Annotated in this window: 20 protein-coding genes; 6 read left to right on the top strand and 14 right to left on the bottom strand. The window is 64.4% G+C overall.

The window, feature by feature from the left end; all coding sequences use genetic code 11:
* On the top strand, positions 1 to 232 hold a 232-nt coding region (locus ACTIAO_RS11590), incomplete at its 5' end, for an LPXTG cell wall anchor domain-containing protein (protein WP_441906380.1).
* Here ACTIAO_RS11590 and ACTIAO_RS11585 read toward each other — a convergent pair.
* On the bottom strand, positions 233 to 1,318 hold the full coding sequence (locus ACTIAO_RS11585) for an LLM class flavin-dependent oxidoreductase (protein WP_441906379.1): 1,086 nt from the start codon (positions 1,316 to 1,318) through the stop codon (positions 233 to 235).
* Positions 1,319 to 1,484: 166 nt separating this feature from the next.
* Complete coding sequence (locus tag ACTIAO_RS11580) at positions 1,485 to 2,999, bottom strand: class I SAM-dependent methyltransferase (RefSeq protein ID WP_441906378.1); 1,515 nt, start codon at positions 2,997 to 2,999, stop codon at positions 1,485 to 1,487.
* Positions 3,000 to 3,097: 98 nt separating this feature from the next.
* Between ACTIAO_RS11580 and ACTIAO_RS11575 the strand changes: the two genes are divergently transcribed.
* The 3 genes from ACTIAO_RS11575 (at position 3,098) to trxA (ending at position 6,779) form a co-directional block, all read left to right on the top strand.
* Positions 3,098 to 5,293 (top strand): DUF6049 family protein, encoded by a 2,196-nt coding sequence (locus ACTIAO_RS11575; protein ID WP_441906377.1) that lies wholly within the window; start codon positions 3,098 to 3,100, stop codon positions 5,291 to 5,293.
* Positions 5,294 to 5,390: 97 nt separating this feature from the next.
* A complete protein-coding gene (gene trxB / locus ACTIAO_RS11570) occupies positions 5,391 to 6,362 on the top strand; it encodes a thioredoxin-disulfide reductase (RefSeq protein ID WP_441906375.1) in 972 nt (323 codons plus the stop codon).
* Positions 6,363 to 6,455: 93 nt separating this feature from the next.
* A complete protein-coding gene (gene trxA, locus ACTIAO_RS11565; protein ID WP_441906374.1) occupies positions 6,456 to 6,779 on the top strand; it encodes a thioredoxin in 324 nt (107 codons plus the stop codon).
* A 209-nt stretch (positions 6,780 to 6,988) separates the two neighbouring features.
* On the opposite strand, the gene ACTIAO_RS11560 is transcribed toward trxA, so the two are convergent.
* From ACTIAO_RS11560 to rpmH, 12 genes are all read right to left on the bottom strand, one after another.
* A complete protein-coding gene (locus tag ACTIAO_RS11560; protein ID WP_441906373.1) occupies positions 6,989 to 7,324 on the bottom strand; it encodes a tryptophan synthase subunit alpha in 336 nt (111 codons plus the stop codon).
* A 9-nt stretch (positions 7,325 to 7,333) separates the two neighbouring features.
* A complete protein-coding gene (locus ACTIAO_RS11555) occupies positions 7,334 to 8,776 on the bottom strand; it encodes a sugar porter family MFS transporter (protein WP_441906372.1) in 1,443 nt (480 codons plus the stop codon).
* Positions 8,777 to 8,845: 69 nt separating this feature from the next.
* Positions 8,846 to 9,814, bottom strand: coding sequence for a ParB/RepB/Spo0J family partition protein (locus ACTIAO_RS11550; protein WP_441906371.1), 969 nt, complete (start codon positions 9,812 to 9,814; stop codon positions 8,846 to 8,848).
* Positions 9,814 to 10,737 (bottom strand): ParA family protein, encoded by a 924-nt coding sequence (locus ACTIAO_RS11545; protein ID WP_441906370.1) that lies wholly within the window; start codon positions 10,735 to 10,737, stop codon positions 9,814 to 9,816. The genes ACTIAO_RS11550 and ACTIAO_RS11545 overlap by 1 nt, the downstream gene beginning before the upstream one ends.
* Positions 10,738 to 10,867: 130 nt before the next feature.
* Positions 10,868 to 12,307 (bottom strand): class II fumarate hydratase, encoded by a 1,440-nt coding sequence (fumC, locus tag ACTIAO_RS11540; RefSeq protein ID WP_441906369.1) that lies wholly within the window; start codon positions 12,305 to 12,307, stop codon positions 10,868 to 10,870.
* The gene (locus tag ACTIAO_RS11535) at positions 12,307 to 13,833 is read right to left on the bottom strand and encodes an NAD-dependent malic enzyme (RefSeq protein ID WP_441906368.1); all 1,527 of its coding nucleotides are present in this window, start codon (positions 13,831 to 13,833) and stop codon (positions 12,307 to 12,309) included. The genes fumC and ACTIAO_RS11535 overlap by 1 nt, the downstream gene beginning before the upstream one ends.
* A 522-nt stretch (positions 13,834 to 14,355) precedes the next feature.
* Positions 14,356 to 14,982, bottom strand: a complete 627-nt coding sequence (rsmG, locus tag ACTIAO_RS11530) for a 16S rRNA (guanine(527)-N(7))-methyltransferase RsmG (RefSeq protein ID WP_441906367.1) — start codon at positions 14,980 to 14,982, stop codon at positions 14,356 to 14,358.
* A 22-nt stretch (positions 14,983 to 15,004) separates the two neighbouring features.
* On the bottom strand, positions 15,005 to 15,499 hold the full coding sequence (locus tag ACTIAO_RS11525) for a Jag family protein (RefSeq protein WP_441906366.1): 495 nt from the start codon (positions 15,497 to 15,499) through the stop codon (positions 15,005 to 15,007).
* A complete protein-coding gene (gene yidC, locus ACTIAO_RS11520) occupies positions 15,499 to 16,566 on the bottom strand; it encodes a membrane protein insertase YidC (RefSeq protein ID WP_441906365.1) in 1,068 nt (355 codons plus the stop codon). Before yidC ends, ACTIAO_RS11525 begins: the two co-directional genes overlap by 1 nt.
* A gap of 3 nt (positions 16,567 to 16,569) precedes the next feature.
* A complete protein-coding gene (gene yidD / locus ACTIAO_RS11515) occupies positions 16,570 to 16,920 on the bottom strand; it encodes a membrane protein insertion efficiency factor YidD (RefSeq protein ID WP_441906364.1) in 351 nt (116 codons plus the stop codon).
* Complete coding sequence (gene rnpA, locus ACTIAO_RS11510) at positions 16,917 to 17,267, bottom strand: ribonuclease P protein component (RefSeq protein ID WP_441906363.1); 351 nt, start codon at positions 17,265 to 17,267, stop codon at positions 16,917 to 16,919. Before rnpA ends, yidD begins: the two co-directional genes overlap by 4 nt.
* 5 nt (positions 17,268 to 17,272) lie before the next feature.
* Positions 17,273 to 17,410 (bottom strand): 50S ribosomal protein L34, encoded by a 138-nt coding sequence (gene rpmH, locus ACTIAO_RS11505; RefSeq protein ID WP_055952712.1) that lies wholly within the window; start codon positions 17,408 to 17,410, stop codon positions 17,273 to 17,275.
* Between the two features lie 322 nt (positions 17,411 to 17,732).
* Between rpmH and dnaA the strand changes: the two genes are divergently transcribed.
* Positions 17,733 to 19,124, top strand: a complete 1,392-nt coding sequence (gene dnaA, locus ACTIAO_RS11500; RefSeq protein ID WP_441906362.1) for a chromosomal replication initiator protein DnaA — start codon at positions 17,733 to 17,735, stop codon at positions 19,122 to 19,124.
* Positions 19,125 to 19,576: 452 nt separating this feature from the next.
* On the top strand, positions 19,577 to 20,719 hold the full coding sequence (gene dnaN, locus ACTIAO_RS11495) for a DNA polymerase III subunit beta (RefSeq protein WP_441906361.1): 1,143 nt from the start codon (positions 19,577 to 19,579) through the stop codon (positions 20,717 to 20,719).
* Positions 20,720 to 20,743: the final 24 nt, after the last annotated feature.

Genomic DNA, 20,743 nt, shown 5'->3' with positions numbered 1-20,743 from the left:
AGAGCTCGCCGTGACGGCCGCAGCTGGTGGCGACACGGATGGTGGCGACACGGATGGTGGCGACACGGATCCTGCGCCGGGTGAAGGAGCCGCGGGTGACGCGGGTTCTTCTGACGGTGGCGACCTCGCCACGACCGGTGCCGACAGCACCGCGCTCATCGTCGGTGCTGTGCTGCTGCTCGCGATGGGCCTCGGCCTGTTTGCACTGCGTCGCCGCATGCGCGCGGAGTAGTTACTGCATAGGGTGCGCCGTCGGGGCTTCGGCCTCGGCGGCGTCGCCCTGCACCGGCCCCTCGGTGTTCGGCTTCCAGCCGAGCTCCGGCGCGACGTACTTCGCGAACGACTCCAGCACGTGCAGGTTGTAGTCGACGCCGAGCTGGGTCGGAATGGTGAGCATCAGGGTGTCGGCCGCCATGACGGCCTCGTCGGCGAGCAACTGCCGAACCAGTACATCGGGCTCAGCGGCATAGGTCTTCCCGAAGGTCGAGCGCATGCCGTCGATGATGCCGATCTGGTCGCCGTTCTCGGCGCTGCGCAGACCGAAGTACGCCCGGTCCTTGTCGCTCACAAGAGGGAAGACGCTGCGGCTCACCGATACTCGCGGCGTTCCCGTGTGGCCAGCATCCTCGTACGCCGCCCGGTAAAGGTCGATCTGCTCGCGCTGCAGCTGGTGGAACTCCGCGCCGGTCGCCTCGGTCAGCAGCGTCGAGCTCATCAGGTTCAAGCCCTTGCGCCCGGTTTCCTCGGCGGTCGCCCGCGACCCGGATCCCCACCAGATGTGCTCGCGCAGCGTCTCGGAGCGGGGTTCGATCGCCAGGTACCGGCCTTCGCCGACCTGCTGCGGATCACCCGGCGCAACGCCCGCACCGTCGATCGCCTCGAGGAACAGCTCGAACTTGTCACGGGCGATGTCGGCGCCGCGCGGGTCCTCCGAACCGGTGTATCCGAACGCCTCGTAGCCGCGCAGGGCCGTTTCGGGTGAGCCCCGGCTGACGCCGAGCGCGATGCGTCCGCGGGCGATGAGATCGAGCGCGGCGGCCTCTTCGGCGAACTGCAGCGGGTTCTCGTAACGCATGTCGATGACGCCGGTGCCGACCTCGATGCGCTCCGTCTTCGCGGCCATCGCGGCGAGCAACGGCATCGGGGACGCCGACTGCCGCGCGAAGTGGTGCACGCGCATGTACGCGCCATTGACACCGAGTTCGTCAGCGCCGACGGCGAGATCGATGCTCTGGTGCAGCATGTCGCCGGCCGTGCGCGTGCCCGATCCGGGCACCGGCGCGTAGTGCCCGAAAGAGAGGAATCCGAAAGCCTTCATGACTTCATACAACCGAATGGATGCCGGTGGCATTCCCCACGCCACACGGAGATTCAGCCCGCATAACTCCGGAGGAACTGCTCAGATCGATGCCCGAGGAAGCCCCCGACACCGGAATCTGAGAAAAGCTCCGGAGTTATGCGGGCGGAGGACGGCTGAAGCGCCCTCAGGGAACGGGCGGGGCGAGGAACCCGTCGCGCACGAGGTCACGGATGCGCGGCTCGAGGTCCGCCCACAGGTCAGCCAACGGCACCTCGAACAGGTCAGCGAGCGCGCTGACGATCTGCGAAACCGTCAGCTCACCGTCGCAGGCACCGACGAATCCGGCGAGCGCGGAATCGACCGCGACCGTTCGCCCGAACCCGCCCCCCTGGCGCAACTCGATCACGCTCGGGTCGTCATTGCCCGGCATGTAGTGCCGCGCCTCGGTCACGTCGGATGCTGTCACCAGCGTCCGCGGGATGCCGTCGGCGAGCACGTCGTGAGCAGCGAGACCATCCCGAAGCGCACGCCCCGTCCCGGAGAGCGGCTGCGAAATCTTCTCGAAGCGACGCAGCGGCTCGCGGCCGGCAACTCCCCGCCGCAGCAGTACGTATCCGAACCCGATCGCCGTTACGCCGCGCGCGGTGAAGTCGTCGAGCCAGGCCTCCAGCATCCGATCGAACGCGGCGTCGCGCGGGGTCGTGCCGCCGTCGCGGATCCACAGCTCGGCATAGCCGAGCGGGGTCAGCTCCTCGCGCTCGATCACCCACGCATCGAGGTCCGGCGCGATCCAGGAGTCGAGCCGCGAAAGGCCGGCGGTCGTCTGCGACTCCCAGTTTCCGAGCAGCTGCGCAACGCCGCCGGGCGTCAGATGCTCCGGCGCCTCGCGCACGAACTGCTCGACCAGCGCATCGCCGATGAGCCCGCCGTCGCGGTATTCGTACGCGGTGACCCCGTCCACGCGCGGGGTGATCACGAACGGAGGATTCGAGACGATGAGGTCGAACGCCTCGCCCTGAACCGGCTCGAACATGCTCCCCTGCCGGAACGTGATGTTGCTCACCCCGTTCAGCCGGGCATTCAGCGCCGCGAACGCGAGTGCGCGCTCAGAGACATCGGTGGCCACGACTTCACCGGCATGACGCGAGACGAGCAGGGCCTGGATTCCGCACCCGGTGCCGAGATCGAGCGCGCGCGACACCGGGGCGGGCATGATCAGCTCGGCAAGGGTGCGGGATGCTCCACCCACACCCAGCACGTGATCGGCGGGCAGCTCGGTGCCCAGTGCCAGTTCGTCAAGATCGCTGGCGATCCACCACTCGCCGATGCCGTCGGCATCCACGAACGATTGCGGGCGCAGGAGCGCCGTGGGCACGGCATCCGCATCGGTCAGACGTGCGAGCCCGAGCGCCACGAGACCATCGACGCCGAGGCGCGGCAGGGCCTCTGCGACCAGCGCTGAGGGCTGCGGCATCCCGAGCATGAACAGGCGACCGAGCGTCGCGAGAGCGCCCACGTCGCGCGCAATGGCGCGCAGGAGGGGCTCGCGCATTCCCCGTCCGAGTGCGTCATCGGCCTCCTCGCCCCACAGCTGTCGCAGCGGTTCGGAGCGGAAGTCGACAGCATCCAGATCAGCCGCCAATGCCGAGACGAGAGCGGGATCGGGGACAGGCGGGAGAGCGTCGGACACGGCCGTCACTCTACGCGCCTTCAGGCAACCACGAAGCCTCCCGCCTAGAATTGCGAGGTCACAACTTACGGGTTCGCCGCCCCCGGCGCCCGAGGAAGACCAGAGTCTTGATCAGCCCCCGAACCGGCAGGCACGCCCGCGCGCATCGCAGCGCACGCGTCGCGGTCGCGTTCGCCCTCGCTTTCGGCGTCCTCGCCACGCCGCAGCTGCTCTCCCCCACCGCTGCCGTCGCCGATGCCTCCACCGACGCCTCCACTGGTGTCGGCACCGTTGCGAAAACCGTAGCGAAAACCGGTGGCGCCACGAAAGCCGACACCGACGGTGCGAACACCGCCGATGATGACACGGCCCGACTGTCGGTGGTGGCCGGCCTGCACGGTGTGATCAAGCCGGGTGCGTCACTGACCGTCAGCGCTTCCATCGACAACCGCTCCGAGGACCCCGTCGATGCCGGCCGCATCACCATCGAGGTGAACCGCACCCCCCTTGCGGATGCGACGGCACTGGGGGCATGGCTCGACAGCGGTTCGGCATCGGGGACGTTCGCCACGCTCGGCTCGGATACCTCCGAAGACGTCCCGGTGTCCGAGTCATCCACGGTGTCGGTGAGCGTGGCGGCGAGCGCCATCGATGACCTCGCACCCGGGGTTTATCCGCTGCGGGGCACCCTGTCCACGACCCCGGCCTCCACGACTGTCACCTCTGATGTGCTCACCGCGAGCAGCGTGCTCATCGTGAGCGACGACGCGGCTCGGCAGGTCACTGTTCTCGTTCCGATCACGGCGACGCCCGCGAACGGCGCACTGCTCACCGCCGACGAGCTCACAGCCCTTACCGCCCCCGAGGGTGCGCTCACCGCCCAGCTCGATGGCGTCGCCGGAACCTCGGCCGCGATCGCCATCGATCCGCTCATCCCGGCCGCTATCCGCGCGCGGGGAACCTCGGCTCCGCAGGGCGCCACCGACTGGCTCGATCGACTGGAATCGCTCTCGAACGAGCGCTTCGCGCTGCAAGCAGGAGATGCGGATGCCACGGTGCAGGCCCGCGCGGAACTCCCGGAACTGCTCGCACCGCTACCGCTGACTCCATATCTCAACGCCGCCGACTTCGTGCAGAGCGCCAGCACCCCAGCACCCACCCCGTCGCCGACGGCGACCCCCTCACCGACGCCGGAGCCGACGTCTGCCGAGCCGGAACTGCCCTCGTACGACGAGCTCACCGCCCTTCCCGATTCGCAGACCGGCATCCTCTGGCCGCTCGGAGATGTGCAGACGGCCGACCTGGCAACCTTCGACACGTATCTCGACACCGATGTGACGACGGTGCTGCCGTCGACGTCGCTCGCGACAGCGGCATCCGCCCTGCTCGACATCGACGGCCATCGGGTGCTGGCGATGGATTCGACCGTTTCGGCCACCCTGTCCGATGCTGCCGCCGCGTCCGATGACGCGACGCGCGAGGATGAGATCGTGGCCGGTCTCGCCCAGCTCACCTACGCCGGCGCGCAGCCGTCTCTGATGGTCGGCCTCGATCGTGACGAAACGCGATCGGCCACGGCGCTGCGCGAGACGATCCTGTCGCTGTCGGCGCTCACGCAGCCCACGACTCTGACGGACCTGCGGTCTGCGGACCCGGCATCCAGCACGATTGTCGGGGATCCGACGGACGAGCGAGCAGCCGCGCTCGACAGCGTGCTCGCCGACGAGGAACGACTCACCTCGTTCGCCTCGATCCTCGACGAACCGCTCGTGCTGCTCTCTCCCGAGCGGTTGGCGATCCTGCGGCTCATCGGTGTGGGCGCCGCCGAGAGTTATCCGGCCGCCGTCGCCGGCCATCGCGCAGCGACCGTCAAGACGTTGAACGCCGTCGGCGTGCAGCAGCCCAGCCCGATTCAGTTGTTCACGGCCGCGGCTCCGCTGCCGGTGTGGGTGCGCAATGACCTGCCCTGGCCAGTGAACGTCACCCTCGAGTCGCGACCGTCGGATGCACGCCTCGACGTGCGACCGCGGACAGAGGTCCTCGCGCAGCCGGCCAGCAACACCCGCGTCAAGGTGCCGGTCGAAGCGCGCGTGGGCAGCGGAGAGCTCAGCGTCCACTTCGCGCTCACCTCCCCCACCGGCGTGCATATCGGCGCCGACCAGACCGCGAACGTCACCGTGCGCGCCGAATGGGAGAGCATCGGTCTCATCGTCCTCGGTGGAATCATCGGACTGCTCCTCGTGCTCGGAATCATCCGCACGGTCGTCCGGCGCCGCAAGGGGCGAGGAACGGATGCTGTCGCGGAGCCGTCCGCGACCGAGTAGTCCCGGCATCCGGTCGCGCCACCTGTGCGCGGGAATGCCGCGCGGTTACCATTGGTTTCAAGCAGGGAAGCGTCTATCAGGTGAGAAGAGAGAACACATGCGCAAGGTCATCATCATCGGCTCCGGCCCCGCCGGGTTCACCGCCGCAATCTACGCGGCCCGCGCGAACCTCGAGCCGCTGCTCGTCGCGAGCTCGGTTGAAATCGGTGGAGAGCTGATGAACACCACGGACGTCGAGAACTACCCGGGCTTTCCGGAGGGCATCCAGGGTCCTGAGCTCATGGGCAAGTTCCAGGAGCAGGCCGAGAAGTTCGGCACCGAGATCCTCTACGACGACGTCACCTCTCTCTCCTTGGACGGGCCGGTGAAGACGGTGACCCTCGGCAGTGGCGCCACGCACGAAGCCCAGTCGATCATCTACGCGACCGGCTCGGCGTACCGCAAGCTCGGCATCGAGGGCGAGGAGCGCCTGTCCGGGTACGGCGTCTCGTGGTGCGCGACGTGCGACGGCTTCTTCTTCCGCGAGAAGACGATCGCGGTCGTCGGCGGCGGTGACTCGGCGATGGAAGAGGCCACATTCCTCACCCGCTTCGCCTCGAAGGTGTACGTGATCCACCGCAAGGACACGCTGCGCGCCTCCAAGATCATGCAGGAGCGCGCCTTCGCCAACGAGAAGATCGAATTCATCTGGAACAGCGAAGTCGCCGAAATCACCGGCGGGGATGCTGTCAACGGCGTGAAGCTGCGCTCGACGGTCGACGGTTCGTCGCGTGAAATTGCGCTCGACGGCGTCTTCGTGGCGATCGGAAACGATCCGCGCACGCACCTCGTGCACGACAAGCTCACGCTGACACCTGAGGGCACGATCTGGGTCGACGGTCGCTCGTCGCACACCTCCGTTCCCGGTGTCTTCGCCGCCGGCGACGTCATCGACCCGACCTACCGTCAGGCGATCACCGCTGCCGGTTCCGGCACGGTCGCCGCCCTCGATGCCGAGCACTTCCTCGAAGCTCTCGAAGACGCCTCGGTTGAGGTTCCCGCCGCTGAGGCAGCCTCGGTCATCGCCTGACGGGAACATTTACGACGCCGCTGCTGTTGCAGACGGTGAACTTTCGATCAGATCGATCCGATCAGATCGATCAACGAGAAGCAGGAGATGCAGATGACTGCCAAGGTAACGAGCCAGGCCACGTTCGAGCAGGACGTGCTGCAGGCTGAGGGCCCCGTCCTCGTGGACTTCTGGGCCGAGTGGTGCGGACCGTGTCGCATGGTCGCGCCGGTTCTCGACCAGATCCAGGCCGAGAACCCCGACAAGATCACCATCATGAAGCTCAACGTCGACGAGAACCCCGAGCTGGCGATGAAGTACCAGATCACGTCGATCCCGGCGATGAAGGTCTTCCAGGGCGGCGAGGTCAAGACGACCATCATCGGCGCGAAGCCGAAGCCCGCCCTCGAGCAGGATCTCGCCGCCTTCATCGGCTGATCCCTCTTCGAGCTCACTCGCTCACTCGCTCGCGAGACCCCGGCCGCGCCGAGACTGCGTCATTCCGACGCTGTTTCGGCGCGGTCTTGCTGTTTCACGGGGTTTTGGCTGTTTCGTGGGGTTTTGACCGCAGGCGAGAAGGAAACCGCGGCCTCGCACGCGTCCGGAGCCGTGTTTTCCTTCCCGGCTGAGGCCGCCCTCCGCGGGGGCTACGACGCGTCGGCGATCGAGGTATCCCACAGGCGGTGGCGCGAGCCCTCATCGAGAAGGCCCCAGACGGCAGGGGTGAGCTCCGGATACTCCAGCGCGATCTGGCGCATCACGCGATAGTTGCGTGCAGCGTTCGGGCGCACGCCATCGTTCGCGGCGATGTTATCCGCACGCAGAAGGTAGACCACGAGCTCGTCGACGCTCGGCAGGTCCTCCATGAAGTCCCAGGGGTCTTCGCCGCCCAGCAGACGCTCCTGAATGAGCACGGCCAGTTCGTCAGAAGCCTCCGCGCGCAGGACCTCGAGACTCGCGCGACGCGGAACGGCTTCTGACATGCATCCAGCCTACGCTCGCTTTTTACCTCCGCGGCGCGGGAGATTCACGACATCCGTCATGGTCTCCAGCTCTCGGCCCTTCGTCTCGGGCACTTGGAAGTACACGAAGAAGAACGACACGATCGCGAAGAACGCGTAGAAACCGTACGCGAACGTGAGCCCGATCTCCGCGAAAGCCGGGAACGTCGTCGAGATGAAGAAGTTCGCCACCCACTGGGCCGCAGCGGCCACCGCCAGAGCACCAGCGCGGATGCTGTTCGGGAACATCTCCCCCAGCAGGACCCACACCAGCGGGCCCCAGGTGGCACCGAAGAACACGACGAAGCCGTTCGCGCAGACCAGAGCGATCATCGACCACGGCTCCGGAAGCACGACGTTGCCGTCCTGCAGGGTGCCGAAGGAGAACGCGACGGCCATCATGCCGAGAGTCACGGCCATTCCGACGGATCCGATCAGCAGCATCGGCCGGCGACCGACCTTGTCAACGAGCAGGATCGCGATGATCGTCACGACGATGTTCGTGATCGAGGTGATCACCGACGTCAGCAGCGCCTGCGATTCATCGAATCCGACCGAGAGCCACAGGGTGGTCGAGTAGTAGAAGATCACGTTGATGCCGACGAACTGCTGGAAGACGCTCAGCAGGATGCCGACCCAGACGATCGGCTTCAGCCCGAACTTGTCGCCGCGGAGGTCCTTCAGCGACTCCTTCTGCTCGACGTTGATCGTCTTGCGAATCTCCTCGATCTTCAGATTCACATCCGTCTCGCCCGTGAAGTCGTAGAGCACCTGCGATGCCTTGTCGATCTTGCCGCGCGCAACAAGGAACCGCGGGGACTCAGGAAGTCGCAGGGCCATCACGCCGTAGACGATCGCGGGAATCGCCTCGACCATGAACATCCACCGCCAGGCGTCGATGCCGAACCAGAGGATATTCGCCGCACCGCCCGCGATGTTGGCCAGCAGGGCGTTGGAGAGCAACGCCGTGAAGATACCGGTGACGATTGCGAGCTGCTGCAGAGAGCCGAGGCGCCCGCGCACTTTCGCCGGAGACACTTCGGCGATGTACGCCGGAGCGATGACGGATGCCGCACCCACACCCAGACCGCCGATCACACGCCAGATGATGAGATCGATCACGCCGAAGGCCAGTCCGGACCCGATTGCCGAGATCAGGAAGAGTGTCGCGGCGATCACCATGACCGGGATGCGACCGAGCTTGTTCGCGAGGCTCCCGGCGAACCAGGCTCCCACCGCGCACCCGATCAGTGCAGAAGAGACGGCGAATCCCTGGAGTCCTGCGCCGAGTTCGAACGCACCCGCCAATGCATCGACGGCGCCGTTGATGACGGCTGTGTCGAAGCCGAACAGGAAGCCGCCCAACGCTGCGGCGATACTGATTCCGATGACCCGGCCGTTGAGACGTCCGGCCGTGCTCTTGCTCTCAGACATGTGCCCTCCCTAGCCTGACCCCACTCTAGGAGTCAGGCGGATGCCACGGCGAGAGGAGCGCGATATTACTCAGGAACCGTACTGTTCCTCACCCAGTTCGGACAGAATGCGGTTAAGGTCCTGGATCGACGCGAATTCGATCGCGACCTGGCCTTTGCGTGCACCGAGCGTGATCTTCACGCGTGTGTTCAGGCGATCTCCGAGCTTGCCGGAGACCTCATCGAGATAGGCGCGCCGAGCCCCAGCCTGCGGCTTCGGCTTCGCCGTGCCCGTTGCGGGAAGCGCCTTGGCCGCCACCTCGGTCGCGCGGACGGAGAGATCCTCATTCACGACCTTGTCCGCGAGCTTCTGCATCTGCTCCGGGGTGCCTAGGGAGAGCAGTGCACGTGCGTGACCCGCCGAGAGAACACCGGCGGCAACCCGCTGCTGGACGGGAACAGGAAGCTTCAGCAGGCGAATCGTGTTGCTGATCTGCGGGCGCGAACGTCCGATGCGCGTCGCAAGCTCCTCCTGCGTGATCCCGAAGTCCTCGAGCAGCTGCTGGTAGGCGGATGCCTCTTCCAATGGGTTCAGCTCAGAACGGTGCAGGTTCTCCAGGAGCGCATCGCGGAGGAGATCCTCGTCGCCGGTGTCGCGCACGATCGCCGGGATGGTGTCGAGGCCGGCCTCGCGCGCAGCGCGCGTGCGCCGCTCCCCCATGATCAGTTCGTACTCGCCATCGGTGTTCTTGCGAACGACGACCGGCTGCAGCACGCCGAACTCGCGGACGCTGTGCACCAGCTCCGCGAGGTCATCCGGATCGAAATGGGTGCGCGGCTGACGCGGGTTCGGGACGATCTTGTTCGGGTCCACCTGAATCAGGTGGAGGCCGGGAACCGATTCGAGTTCGGATGCCGCGGCATCCGCCTTGTTCGCCTGTTCGGCGGCATCGACCGTGATCGTCCCGCCGGGGAAGAACACGTCGACCGGGCGAGCCGCCTGGTCCGTCGTGGGGATGAGTGCGCCGATTCCACGGCCCAGCCCAGTGCGCTTCGCCATCAGTTCTCCTTGCTCTGCGTCGTCTGAGACGCAATCTCGACAGCGGCCTCACGATATGCGATCGCCCCGGCGGATGTTCCGTCGTAGGTGATCACCGTCTGGCCGAAGCTGGGTGCCTCAGACACACGAACCGAACGCGGAATCACCGTGTTCAGGACCTGGTCTGGAAAATGGTTGCGGACCTCGTCTGCCACCTGCTGCGCGAGACGGGTCCGGCCGTCGTACATCGTCAACAGGATGGTGGACAGATGCAGGGTCGGATTCAGGTGCTTCTGAATCATCTGGATGCTGCCGAGCAGCTGGCTCAGACCCTCCAGCGCGTAGTACTCGCACTGGATCGGGATGAACACCTCGGTCGCCGCGGTGAACGCGTTGATCGTCAGCAGTCCCAGCGATGGCGGGCAGTCGATGATGACGAAGTCGATCGGATTCTCGGCGATGTACTGGTCCAGGGCCCCGCGGAGGCGGTGCTCTCGGGCGACCTGTGAGACCAGCTCGATCTCGGCTCCGGCGAGGTGGATGGTGCTGGGGGCGCACACAAGGTTCTCGGACTCGGGGCTCGGCTGCACGATGTCCGCGAGGGGAACATCATTGATCAGCACGTCGTAGATGCTCTGCGTCTCAGCGTTGTGCGGTACGCCAAGCGCCGTTGATGCGTTTCCCTGCGGGTCCAGATCGATGACCATCACCTTCGCACCCAGGGAAGCCAGTGCTGATGCGATGTTCACAGCGGTCGTCGTCTTCCCGACGCCGCCCTTCTGGTTCGACACCGTGAGAACGCGGGTCTCCCCCGTGAAGGTGAGCTCAACGGCCTCGAGCTCACGACGTCGAGTGCTCAGATCGGCGAGTTCTCTCGCAAGTGGTGTATCGACCCCGAATGCATCGTTCGGCGTTGCCTGTTCGGACTGTTTCACGTGAAACATCCACTCCTCTCGGTGGCCGCGTTCCACTCTAATCGCTGAGACGTCCCGGGGCGGACACGGAAGAGGACCCTGTCCCCGACCGCAACACACCAGCTGTTGCGGCGGAGGCAGAGCCCTCTTCGTGCTGGTGCTATGGAGTGCCGACCATGGTCGACGGATCCACAACCTTATCGAATTCGGCGGCGTCGATGAACCCGGTGGCCAGCGCTGCTTCGCGCAGCGTCGTCCCCTCGTCGTTCGCCTTGTGAGCGATCGTCGATGCCTTGTCGTATCCGATGACCGGCGACAGCGCGGTGACGAGCATCAGCGAGCCGTTGACGAACTTGTCGATCTGCTCCTGGTGGAGCTCGACGCCCTCGATGCAGTACTCGCGCAGCTTGTCACTGGCGTCCCCCAGGATCCGTGCCGAGTGCAGCACGTTGTTGAGGATGATCGGCCGCATGGCGTTGAGCTCGAAGTTGCCCTGCGTTCCGGCCATCGCCACACAAGAGTCCTCTGCCAGCACCTGCAGACAGACCATCACCATTGCTTCGCACTGGGTCGGGTTGACCTTCCCGGGCATGATCGAACTGCCCGGTTCATTCGCCGGCAGGACGAGCTCCGAGAGCCCGGACCGAGGCCCGGAGGCCAGCCAGCGGATGTCGTTGGCGATCTTGATCAACGGAACTGCGACTGCTCGGAGTCCCGCACTCGCTGCCACCAGGGCATCCAACCCGCCCTGGGCCGAGAACTTGTTCTCAGCCGTGCGGAACGGATATCCGGTCAACTCGGCGATCTTCGCAGCAGCATCCACGTCGAAGTTCTCCGGCGCGTTCAGTCCGGTGCCGACAGCGGTGCCGCCCATTGCGAGCTCGTACAACCCGTCGAGGGTCGCCTCGAGCCGTTCGATCCCCTGCTTGATCTGGTGCGCATACCCCGACCATTCCTGGCCGACGGTCAGCGGCGTGGCATCCTGCAGGTGGGTACGACCGATCTTGACCACATGACGCCACTTCTTGGCATTGGCGTCGAACGCCGCCTGAAGCTTCTTCAGGGCCGGCAGCAGCCTCTCGCAGTACTCCTTGACCACCGCGATGTGCATCGCCGTGGGGAAGGTGTCGTTCGAGGACTGCCCCATGTTCACGTGGTCATTGGGATGCACGGGCGTCTTGCTGCCCAGCTCCCCTCCCGCCAGCTGGATCGCCCGGTTGGAGATCACCTCGTTGGTGTTCATGTTGGACTGGGTGCCCGAGCCGGTCTGCCACACGTCGAGCGGGAAGTTCTCGTCGAGCTTCCCGGCGATGACCTCGTCGGTGACCTTGACGATCAGGTCGGACTTCCACGCCGGCAGCCGGCCTGCGGCGCCGTTGACCAGCGCCGCAGCCTTCTTCACGTATCCGTAGGCGTGGTAAACCTCGTGCGGCATCTTGTCGTTGCCGATCGAGAAGTGCACGAGTGAGCGCTGAGTCTGCGCACCCCAGTACTTGTCAGCCGGGACGTCGATCCCACCCATCGAGTCGGTCTCGTGGCGCGTTCCCGACGCGTCGATCCCGATCGGGAGGTCGAGGATCTTCGGAGCTTCCTCGGACATCACGCGCTCGTTTCCGGGTAGACCGGCTGCCACATGCCATCCTCCACGGCCTGAACGAGGTTCTCGGGGTTGTTGGCGGCGAGCCCCTCCTTCATCGCCTGCTTCGCGACCGCGAGAGCCACGATTGCCGACGATGCCCGAAGGTCATCCACCGACGGCAGGAGCGATGCGCCCAGAGCGGACGGGTCGACCTGGCTGGCAACGGCCTCGGCGGCGGCGAGAAGCATTCCATCGCTCACGTGCGAGGCACCCGACACGATCGTGCCGAGACCGAGCCCCGGGTAGAGCAGCGCGTTATTGGCCTGTCCGATCACGAAATCGGTGCCCTCATAGGGAACCGGCTCGACCGGGATGCCGACAGCAAGCAGCGCCTTGCCCTTCGACCACGGAATCGCATCCGTGGGCATAACCTCGATGCGCTCGGTGGGGTTCGAGAGCGGGAGGAGGATCGGGCGCTCAACGCCGGCGCTGAGTGCCTCGACAATTTCCTGGGTGAAGGCGTTGTGCGCTGTGGATGTACCGATGAGAACGGTCGGCTTGACCTGTTCGACCGTCGTCAGCAGGCTGATGGCGCCGTTCGTACGGGTCCAGTCCGCGACTTCGGATGCCGGGCGCGCGTAGGCCGCCTGGTAGTTGGGCAGATTCGGCATGTCATCGGTCACCAGACCGTCGACATCCAAGGGCCAGACCCGTGCCTTGGCTTCTTCTCGCGAGAGACCATCGCGGACCATCGCAGCGCTGATCTGGTCGGCCATGCCGGTACCGGCGGTACCCGCACCGAACACGATGAGGCGCTGGTCGGCGAACGACTCCTTGGTGACCTTGAGGCCGGGGAAGACCGATGCGATCACGATGGCGCCCGTCCCCTGCATGTCGTCGTTGAAGATGCGGTACTTGTCGCGGTTGTTCTCGAGGATGCGACGCGCATTCGACGGCCCAAAGTCCTCGAAGTGCAGCATGGCCTTCGGGTAGAGCTCGCTGGCCGTCTTCAGGTAGAGATCGATGAAGTCGTCGTAGCGGGCGTCCGTGACGCGCGGGTGGCGATTGCCGAGGTACGCCGGGCTGTTCAGCAGCGCCTCGTTGTCAGTGCCGACGTCGAGGTTCACCGCGATGACACGTGCGGGGTTGATGCCGGCAGCCGCGGTGTAGACCGCGAGCTTGCCCACGGAGATATCCGTTCCGTTGACGCCCCAGTCGCCGATTCCCAGGATCTCCTGGGCGTCGGACACCACGATCAGGTCGACGTCGTCTGCGCCGAGGCCCAGGGTCTCGAAGGATGCGCGGACATCTTCCGGCCGATCGATGGAGAGGTAGATTGCGCGGGAGCGGCGGTAGTCCTTGCTCCACTGCTTGATCGCATCACCGACCGTCGGGTCATACACGATCGGAAGGGTCTCGGACAGATTGTCGACAAGGACCTTGTAGAACAGCACCTCGTTACGATCGTGCAGATCATCCAGGAAGAGGTACTTCTCCAGATCGGTCTCGTACTGGTTCATCTGGGTGTGCGCGCTTGGCCTGCTCATCCAGCGTCTCAACCGCTGCGGGCAGGCGGCCGGTCAAGCCGAGCTTCGCACGTTCGTCCTGAGTGAACGCCGTCCCACGGTTCGTGAGTGGGTTCTTCATTACCTCCGGCATATCAGCCATCTTCATCCCCATCTTTTTCGGTGGGCCAGCCATCTCATGGCCAGCACCATGTGTTTCTCAACGACGACATGTCACGGCCCTCAAAGATTCGACAGCTATGACACTGGAACCGTCCCACAGCCGAATTAAAAGGTCAAAAGAATTCCTAGTCAACAGCGATTTCGGGTGTCGGGCAGGTGATTTACGACGACTTCGCTCGCTTAAGTACCAGAAGGTAACTATGGTGCTTCGGCACTCCTGGACCACCACACGGCGGGTTCGCCATGTTTCACGTGAAACATGGCGTGAGGCAAGCAGTCCCCCGCCCCCGCGTAAGCATCATTCGTCACAGCAAAAGGCCCGGATGTTTCACGTGAAACATCCGGGCCCAGAAACTGTCTTCAGTGGGGTACAAGTGGCGTTCAGCCGCGAACGACACCTCGAACAACGCGCGTGACTTCGCTCTCCGGCAGTACGCCCTCACCGAGCACCTCAGCGCGCACCTCGGTCAACCGATACTTCTTGATCTGCTTGGTTGCAGCAGCGATCTCTGCCTCGGCGTTCTTTCCTTTGAGGAGAACGAGCTCTCCCCCATCGCGTACCAGCGGAGCGGTCCACGGGAGGAGCGTACGCAGAGCACTCACGGCACGTGCCGTGACGACGTCGAATTGCTGGGGGGTGACATCCTCGGCCCGCGACCGCAGAACGGTGACGTTCTCGAGGCCGAGTTCAGCGACCTGCTCATCGAGCCAGGCGACGCGCCTTTCCATCGGCTCGACGAGGGTGAATCTGACATCGGGCCGCGCAATCGCCAATACGAGTCCCGGCAGGCCGGCACCTGATCCGATGTCCGCGACCGACCCATGAAAGAGCGGAGCTGCGATTGCACTGTTCAAGACGTGCCGCGTCCACAGCCGTGGGAGCTCGAGTGGACCGATCAGCCCCCGCTCTTCGCCGTGTTCAGCAAGGTTCGCCGTGAAGGCCCGCGCGACGTCGATGCGATCACCGAATAGTGCCGCCGCGGCATCCGGTTCGATTTCAACACTCATGGTCGATGTTTCACGTGAAACATCACCGACGACGGATGACCGTGTGGCGGTCTGCACCCTCGCCGTAGGACTCCGACACGAGCTCGCGATCCGCCGCGATGTCGTGCACGAGCTTGCGCTCATAGCTCGACATCGACGGGAGGGACGCCTGCGAGGCACCCTCGTCGAGCTTCACGACCGCGGCATCCACCAGCTTCTCGAGCTGACGGCGACGCGCATCACGTGATCCGCCGACATCGAGAATCAATCGGGAGAACGAGCCCGTCGTGCTCTGCACGGCCAGGCGGGTGATCTCCTGCAGCGCCTGCACAGTGTCGGGGTTAGAGAGCACGGCGATGCTCTCATCCTCGGACTCGACCGAGACGTAGGCGCGACCCTGTCGTACATCGAGATTCAAATCGCCGTCGATGTCAGCGATATCGAGGAGCTCTTCGATGAAGTCCGCGGCGACGTCGCCCTCGTGCTCCAGCTGCTCCACGGTCTGCTCGGGGCGTTCCGTGACGTTTTCCGTGCTCATCAGTTCGAGCCCTTCTTCTTGGCGCGCTTCTTGCTGATCGGCTGCTGACGCTTCGCAGCTTCCTGCTTGGCCTTCTCGGCCTCTTCCAGCAGTCGCTTCTGCTCGGCCTCGTACGCAGCGATCGGGACGACCTTGCCGGATGAATCGATCGCCTTGCCCTTGCGAGCCAGGCGCTCCTCGCGCGCCTTCGCTGCCTCGGACCCCGGCGTCGGCATCTCGCGGATCACGAGGAACTGCTGCGCCATCGTCCACAGGTTCGAGATGAACCAGTACACGACCACGCCGAGGGGGAAGAAGATTCCCGAGAAGATGAAGCCCAGCGGCAGCACGTAGAGCATGATCTTCTGCATCTGGTACGCCTGGCCGGTCTTGGCCTCGGGTGAGAGGTTCTTCGAGATGATCTGCAGCTGAGTGAAGAACTGCGATGCGATCATCAGAACAACGAGCACGACCAGCAGGACGATCGCAATCGTGTTCTTGTTGTCGACCGCGTCACCCAGCGTCTGGTGCAGCGAGACCACGCCGAAGAGCTTCGCGTCGTAGAACTCTTTCGTGAGCTCCGGTGTCAGCAGCCCGACACCACCACCGCCCGCCTGGGCGTGCGCCCTCACATCACGCAGCACGCTGAACAGCGAGAAGAAGATCGGCATCTGCACGATCATCGGCAGACAGCTCGACATCGGTGAGGTGCCGTGGTTCTTGTACAGCGCCATGGTCTCGCGACTCATGGCCTCACGCGAGAGCTGATCCTTCTTGCCCTTGTACTTCTCTTGCACCTTCTTCATCTGAGGTGCGATCTCCATCATCTTTCGCTGGCTCTTGATTTGCCGCACGAACAGGGGAAAAACCGCTGCTCGAACGACGATCACGAGACCGATGATGGAGAGAACCCAGGTTGCGCCGGAGGCAGCATCAAGGCCGACAGCGGTGAAGAGCCAGTGCCAGGCAACGAGAATGAGCTCGACGACCCACTTGAGCGGCCACAGGATGGTGCCCAGCAGATCGAAGCCACCACCGCCGGAGTCCGGTGTCGGGGTGGCAGAGGCGAGCAGAAGGTCAAGACCCACTGATCAGTCCTTTCGAGAGGGTACGACGAAACCTCGGGCGGTCAGGTCGTATCGGAAATGGTCGTGAGGGCGGACGTCGTCCACGCCGCCTTTGGTCCAAGGATTGCATCGCAGGATGCGCCATCCGGAGAGCAGAGTCCCCTTCACAGCGCCGTGCTGCTGCACCGCTCCTACAGCGTAAGCCGAGCAGGACGGATAGTACGCACACACATCACCGTAGATCGGCGAGATCACGGCGCGATAGGCGGTGAGGAATCCGAGGACGAGATTTCGGGGGACCAACGGGATGCTGCGGACGACATCTCTGCCCTGCATCCGCGCATCACCCATGGCGTACGACGGGAGGGCGCTCATACTGAGGCCGCCGTGCGGTTCAACCGAGCGAGACACCGCGTCACGTCCGCGGAGAGGTCGCCGAAGGATGCCGCGGCAGACGCAGGAAGGGCACGGATGACGATATCCGTGCCCTGAGGGACGTCTGCGATCGCGTCCGCGCAGACGGCTTTGAGCCGACGACGCACGGTGTTGCGGATCACAGCGTTACCCACCTGCTTGCTGATGATGAACCCGAACCGAGGTTCACGTGCTTCACCGGTCGTCAACATGGAGGTGACGACTCGGCCGCCCCCGCACCGGACACCGCGACGGACGACCGACCTATAGTCAGTGCCTCGCGTCAGTCGGAACGGACGGGCGAGCACGAGGCTTACGCCGAGAGCTCGGTGCGGCCCTTCGCGCGGCGAGCGGAAAGGATGCCGCGGCCGGCACGGGTGCGCATGCGAGCGCGGAAGCCGTGCTTCTTGGCGCGACGACGGTTGTTGGGCTGGAACGTACGCTTGCTCATGGAATCACTCCGGGAATGGTGTCACCGGGTGAGTACGACCGGAGACATTTGGAACTGCCCAGATCCGGGCATAAGTCAACCGATTAAGGGTACGTCTTGACGGCGCAGAGAGCAAATTGCCCGCGCTCGAACCGCAGCATCAACGCGGCGCTGCATCTCAATTATCCACAAGGACGACCTGTGCGACGCGCAGGACACACCGTGGGTTTTCCACAGGCAGGTTGCCGATAACCGCGGGGGTGACTACCGTTGCATCCGAAGTTATCCACAGGGGGGAACGCGACAAATCGCCGACCCTCCGCGAGCCCTTGCCCGGAGCAATATGTCCTCTCCTGCCCAGCCCGACGTTCCCATCTGGGCAGAGGTACTGGAGCTGCTCGATCACGACGATCGCGTCACGCCCCAGCTGCAGGGCTTCTTGAGCCTGGCGGTGCCCGCGGGCATCATGGGTGCCACGCTCTACCTCGACGTCCCGAACGACCTCACCGCCGCGCAGATCAACAAGCGCCTGCGCGTACCGCTGATGGAGAGCCTGGCCCAGCTCGGTGAAGACGTCACCTCATTCCGGGTCGTCGTGAACCACGAGCTGACCGAGCAGCAGACCGCACCGATCGCGGTCGCAGATTTTGGACGCCCGGAAGCTCCGCGCACAGACCTCCCCATGGAGCAGCCGACGCCGCTGCGACATGAATCGCGTCTGAATCCGAAGTACACGTTCGACAACTTCGTCATCGGCCAGTCCAACCGATTCGCACACGCAGCTGCCGTCGCCGTCGCCGAAGCACCGGCGAAGGCGTACAACCCGCTGTTCATCTATGGGGACTCCGGACTCGGCAAGACGCACCTGCTGCACGCCATCGGCGACTACGCGCAATCGCTGTACACCGGGGTGAAGGTCCGTTATGTCTCCAGCGAGGAGTTCACCAACGACTTCATCAACTCGATCGCGAACAACCGAGGCTCTGCCTTCCAGGCCCGCTACCGGGATGTCGACATCCTCCTCATCGACGACATCCAGTTCCTCCAGGGTCGTGCGGAGACGCAGGAGACGTTCTTCCACACGTTCAACACCCTCCACGATCACAACAAACAGATCGTCATCACCAGTGATGTCGCGCCGAAACACCTCACCGGATTCGAAGATCGCATGCGCAGCCGGTTCGAGTGGGGTCTGATCACCGATGTGCAGGCACCGGACCTCGAGACCCGCATCGCGATCCTCCGTAAGAAGGCGCAGAGCGAAGCGCTGCACATCCCGGATGACGTTCTCGAATACATCGCCACGATCGTCTCGTCGAACATCCGTGAGCTCGAGGGTGCGCTCATCCGGGTCTCCGCATTCGCCAGTCTGAACCGTTCTTCTCTCGACATCTCTCTCGCCCAGACAGTGCTGCGCGACATCGTCGATACCGCTGAGGACAACATCATCTCGCCGACGGACATCATCACGGCGACCGCCCGCTACTTCAAACTCACCGTCGACGACCTCTACGGCTCGAGTAGATCTCAGCAGATCGCGACCGCACGCCAGATCGCCATGTACCTGTGCCGCGAGCGCACGAACCTCTCACTGCCGAAGATCGGTCAGCTGTTCGGCAACCGCGACCACACGACGGTCATGTACGCGTACAAGAAGATCAGCGACCTCATGAAGGAACGCCGCTCGATCTACAACCAGGTGACCGAGATCACCACGCAGCTCGGTCGCCGCTAGCCCTTCGACCGCTGAGCCTGTCGAAGCGTCAGGGACCGAAATCGCGGGTTGACAGTACCCGCGCGTCTCCGTTTAAAATGCCGCTTTGCACATGTGGATAACTTGTGGATGAATACGGTCCGAGTTCGGGACGAATGTGTGCGAATCCCGGCATCCTGTGGATAACTCCCCATCGAGCGGATGCTGCAGTACCTCTCTAAACATGCGGATTCCTCAGGGTTTCCACATCTCACACGGTTGTAGTTCCTTACTCACGACTACTATCCGCCGAGTTATCCACAGTATCCACAGGGGTTAACACTGTTAAGAAGTTAATCCTCTAGGGCTGACATTCGATTACCTCAAGAGTGTGCGAAACCCGTCGTATGGACCATCGACGCTGTGGGGATACGATGGGAACCCCTGAGGTGGGTTCACGCCACAGGTCATGTACTCACGACGAGGGAGCGCCAGTGAAGTTCCAGGTCAACCGCGATGTCTTCAGCGAAGCCGTATCCTTCGTCGTCAAGCTGCTGCCACAGCGCAATCCCCAGCCGATCCTGGCCGGTGTGCTCATCGAAGCCGGAGATGACGGGCTCACGCTCTCAGCTTTCGACTACGAAGCATCCGCTCGCACCACGATCGAGGCCACCGTCGAATCCCCCGGCACGATCCTCGTGCACGGTCGGCTGCTCTCGGACATCGCCAGCAGACTGCCGAACGCTCCGATCGAGATCGCCGTCGAGGAAGACGGCGGGATTGCCGTCACGTGCGGATCGGCTCGCTTCACGCTCGCTGCCATGCCGGTCGAGGAATATCCTTCGATCCCCGAGGTCTCGGGTTCATCCGGTGTCGTTCCGGCTGACGACTTCGGCACCGCGATCGCACAGGTCGGTTTCGCAGCATCCCGCGATGACGTGACTCCGGTCCTCACCGGTGTGCAGCTCGAGGTGTCCGGTCAGAACCTCAGCCTGGTCGCGACCGACCGGTACCGTGTCTCGCTGCGCGACGTTCCCTGGGATGGCGAAGCATCCGACCAGGCAGCGCTCGTTCCCGCGCGCACACTGACCGAGGTCGGCAAGACCTTCGGTCACGCCGGGACCATCCAGGTGGCGTTCTCCGGCAGCGGCGATCGCGAGATCATCGCCTTCACTGCCGGCAACAAGACAGTGACGTCGCTGCTGATCAAGGGAAATTTCCCTCCTGTGCGTCGTCTTTTCCCCGAGCAGACCGATCACTACGCGGTCGTCAACACCGCAGACCTCATCGAGGCGGTTCGCCGTGTGGCACTCGTGCTCGATCGCGCAGCTCCGCTGCGGTTCACGTTCACATCCGACAGCGTGACGATGGATGCTTCGGGCAGCGAGCAGGCACGCGCTTCCGAGTCCGTCGACGCGCACCTCTCCGGAGGCGATGATGTGACGCTCGGTCTGAACCCGCAGTATCTGACCGAGGCGCTGAGCGCGGTCAAGAGCGAGTTCGTGCGGGTGACGTTCACGTCGAGCGACAACGCGAACAAGTTGAGCCCGGTCCTCATCACGAGCCAGACCTCGGTTGACCAGGCCGGCGCCGATTCGTTCAAGTACCTCCTCCAGCCGAATCTGCTCCTTCGCTGACGCCACCGATGTCAGCCCTCGAAG

This window comes from Microbacterium sp., assembly GCF_052099035.1.
Classification (GTDB): domain Bacteria; phylum Actinomycetota; class Actinomycetes; order Actinomycetales; family Microbacteriaceae; genus Microbacterium.
This window is presented reverse-complemented; position numbering and strand designations above follow the sequence as displayed.

Bases quoted from the DNA above. Each gene is read 5' to 3' on its own strand.
- ACTIAO_RS11585 (WP_441906379.1), bottom strand. From the start codon at position 1,318: ATGAAGGCTTTCGGATTCCTCTCTTTCGGGCACTACGCGCCGGTGCCC.
- trxB (WP_441906375.1), top strand. From the start codon at position 5,391: ATGCGCAAGGTCATCATCATCGGCTCCGGCCCCGCCGGGTTCACCGCC.
- trxA (WP_441906374.1), top strand. From the start codon at position 6,456: ATGACTGCCAAGGTAACGAGCCAGGCCACGTTCGAGCAGGACGTGCTG.
- ACTIAO_RS11560 (WP_441906373.1), bottom strand. From the start codon at position 7,324: ATGTCAGAAGCCGTTCCGCGTCGCGCGAGTCTCGAGGTCCTGCGCGCG.
- ACTIAO_RS11555 (WP_441906372.1), bottom strand. From the start codon at position 8,776: ATGTCTGAGAGCAAGAGCACGGCCGGACGTCTCAACGGCCGGGTCATC.
- ACTIAO_RS11550 (WP_441906371.1), bottom strand. From the start codon at position 9,814: ATGGCGAAGCGCACTGGGCTGGGCCGTGGAATCGGCGCACTCATCCCC.
- ACTIAO_RS11545 (WP_441906370.1), bottom strand. From the start codon at position 10,737: ATGTTTCACGTGAAACAGTCCGAACAGGCAACGCCGAACGATGCATTC.
- fumC (WP_441906369.1), bottom strand. From the start codon at position 12,307: ATGTCCGAGGAAGCTCCGAAGATCCTCGACCTCCCGATCGGGATCGAC.
- ACTIAO_RS11535 (WP_441906368.1), bottom strand. From the start codon at position 13,833: ATGAGCAGGCCAAGCGCGCACACCCAGATGAACCAGTACGAGACCGAT.
- rsmG (WP_441906367.1), bottom strand. From the start codon at position 14,982: ATGAGTGTTGAAATCGAACCGGATGCCGCGGCGGCACTATTCGGTGAT.
- ACTIAO_RS11525 (WP_441906366.1), bottom strand. From the start codon at position 15,499: ATGAGCACGGAAAACGTCACGGAACGCCCCGAGCAGACCGTGGAGCAG.
- yidD (WP_441906364.1), bottom strand. From the start codon at position 16,920: ATGAGCGCCCTCCCGTCGTACGCCATGGGTGATGCGCGGATGCAGGGC.
- rpmH (WP_055952712.1), bottom strand. From the start codon at position 17,410: ATGAGCAAGCGTACGTTCCAGCCCAACAACCGTCGTCGCGCCAAGAAG.
- dnaA (WP_441906362.1), top strand. From the start codon at position 17,733: ATGTCCTCTCCTGCCCAGCCCGACGTTCCCATCTGGGCAGAGGTACTG.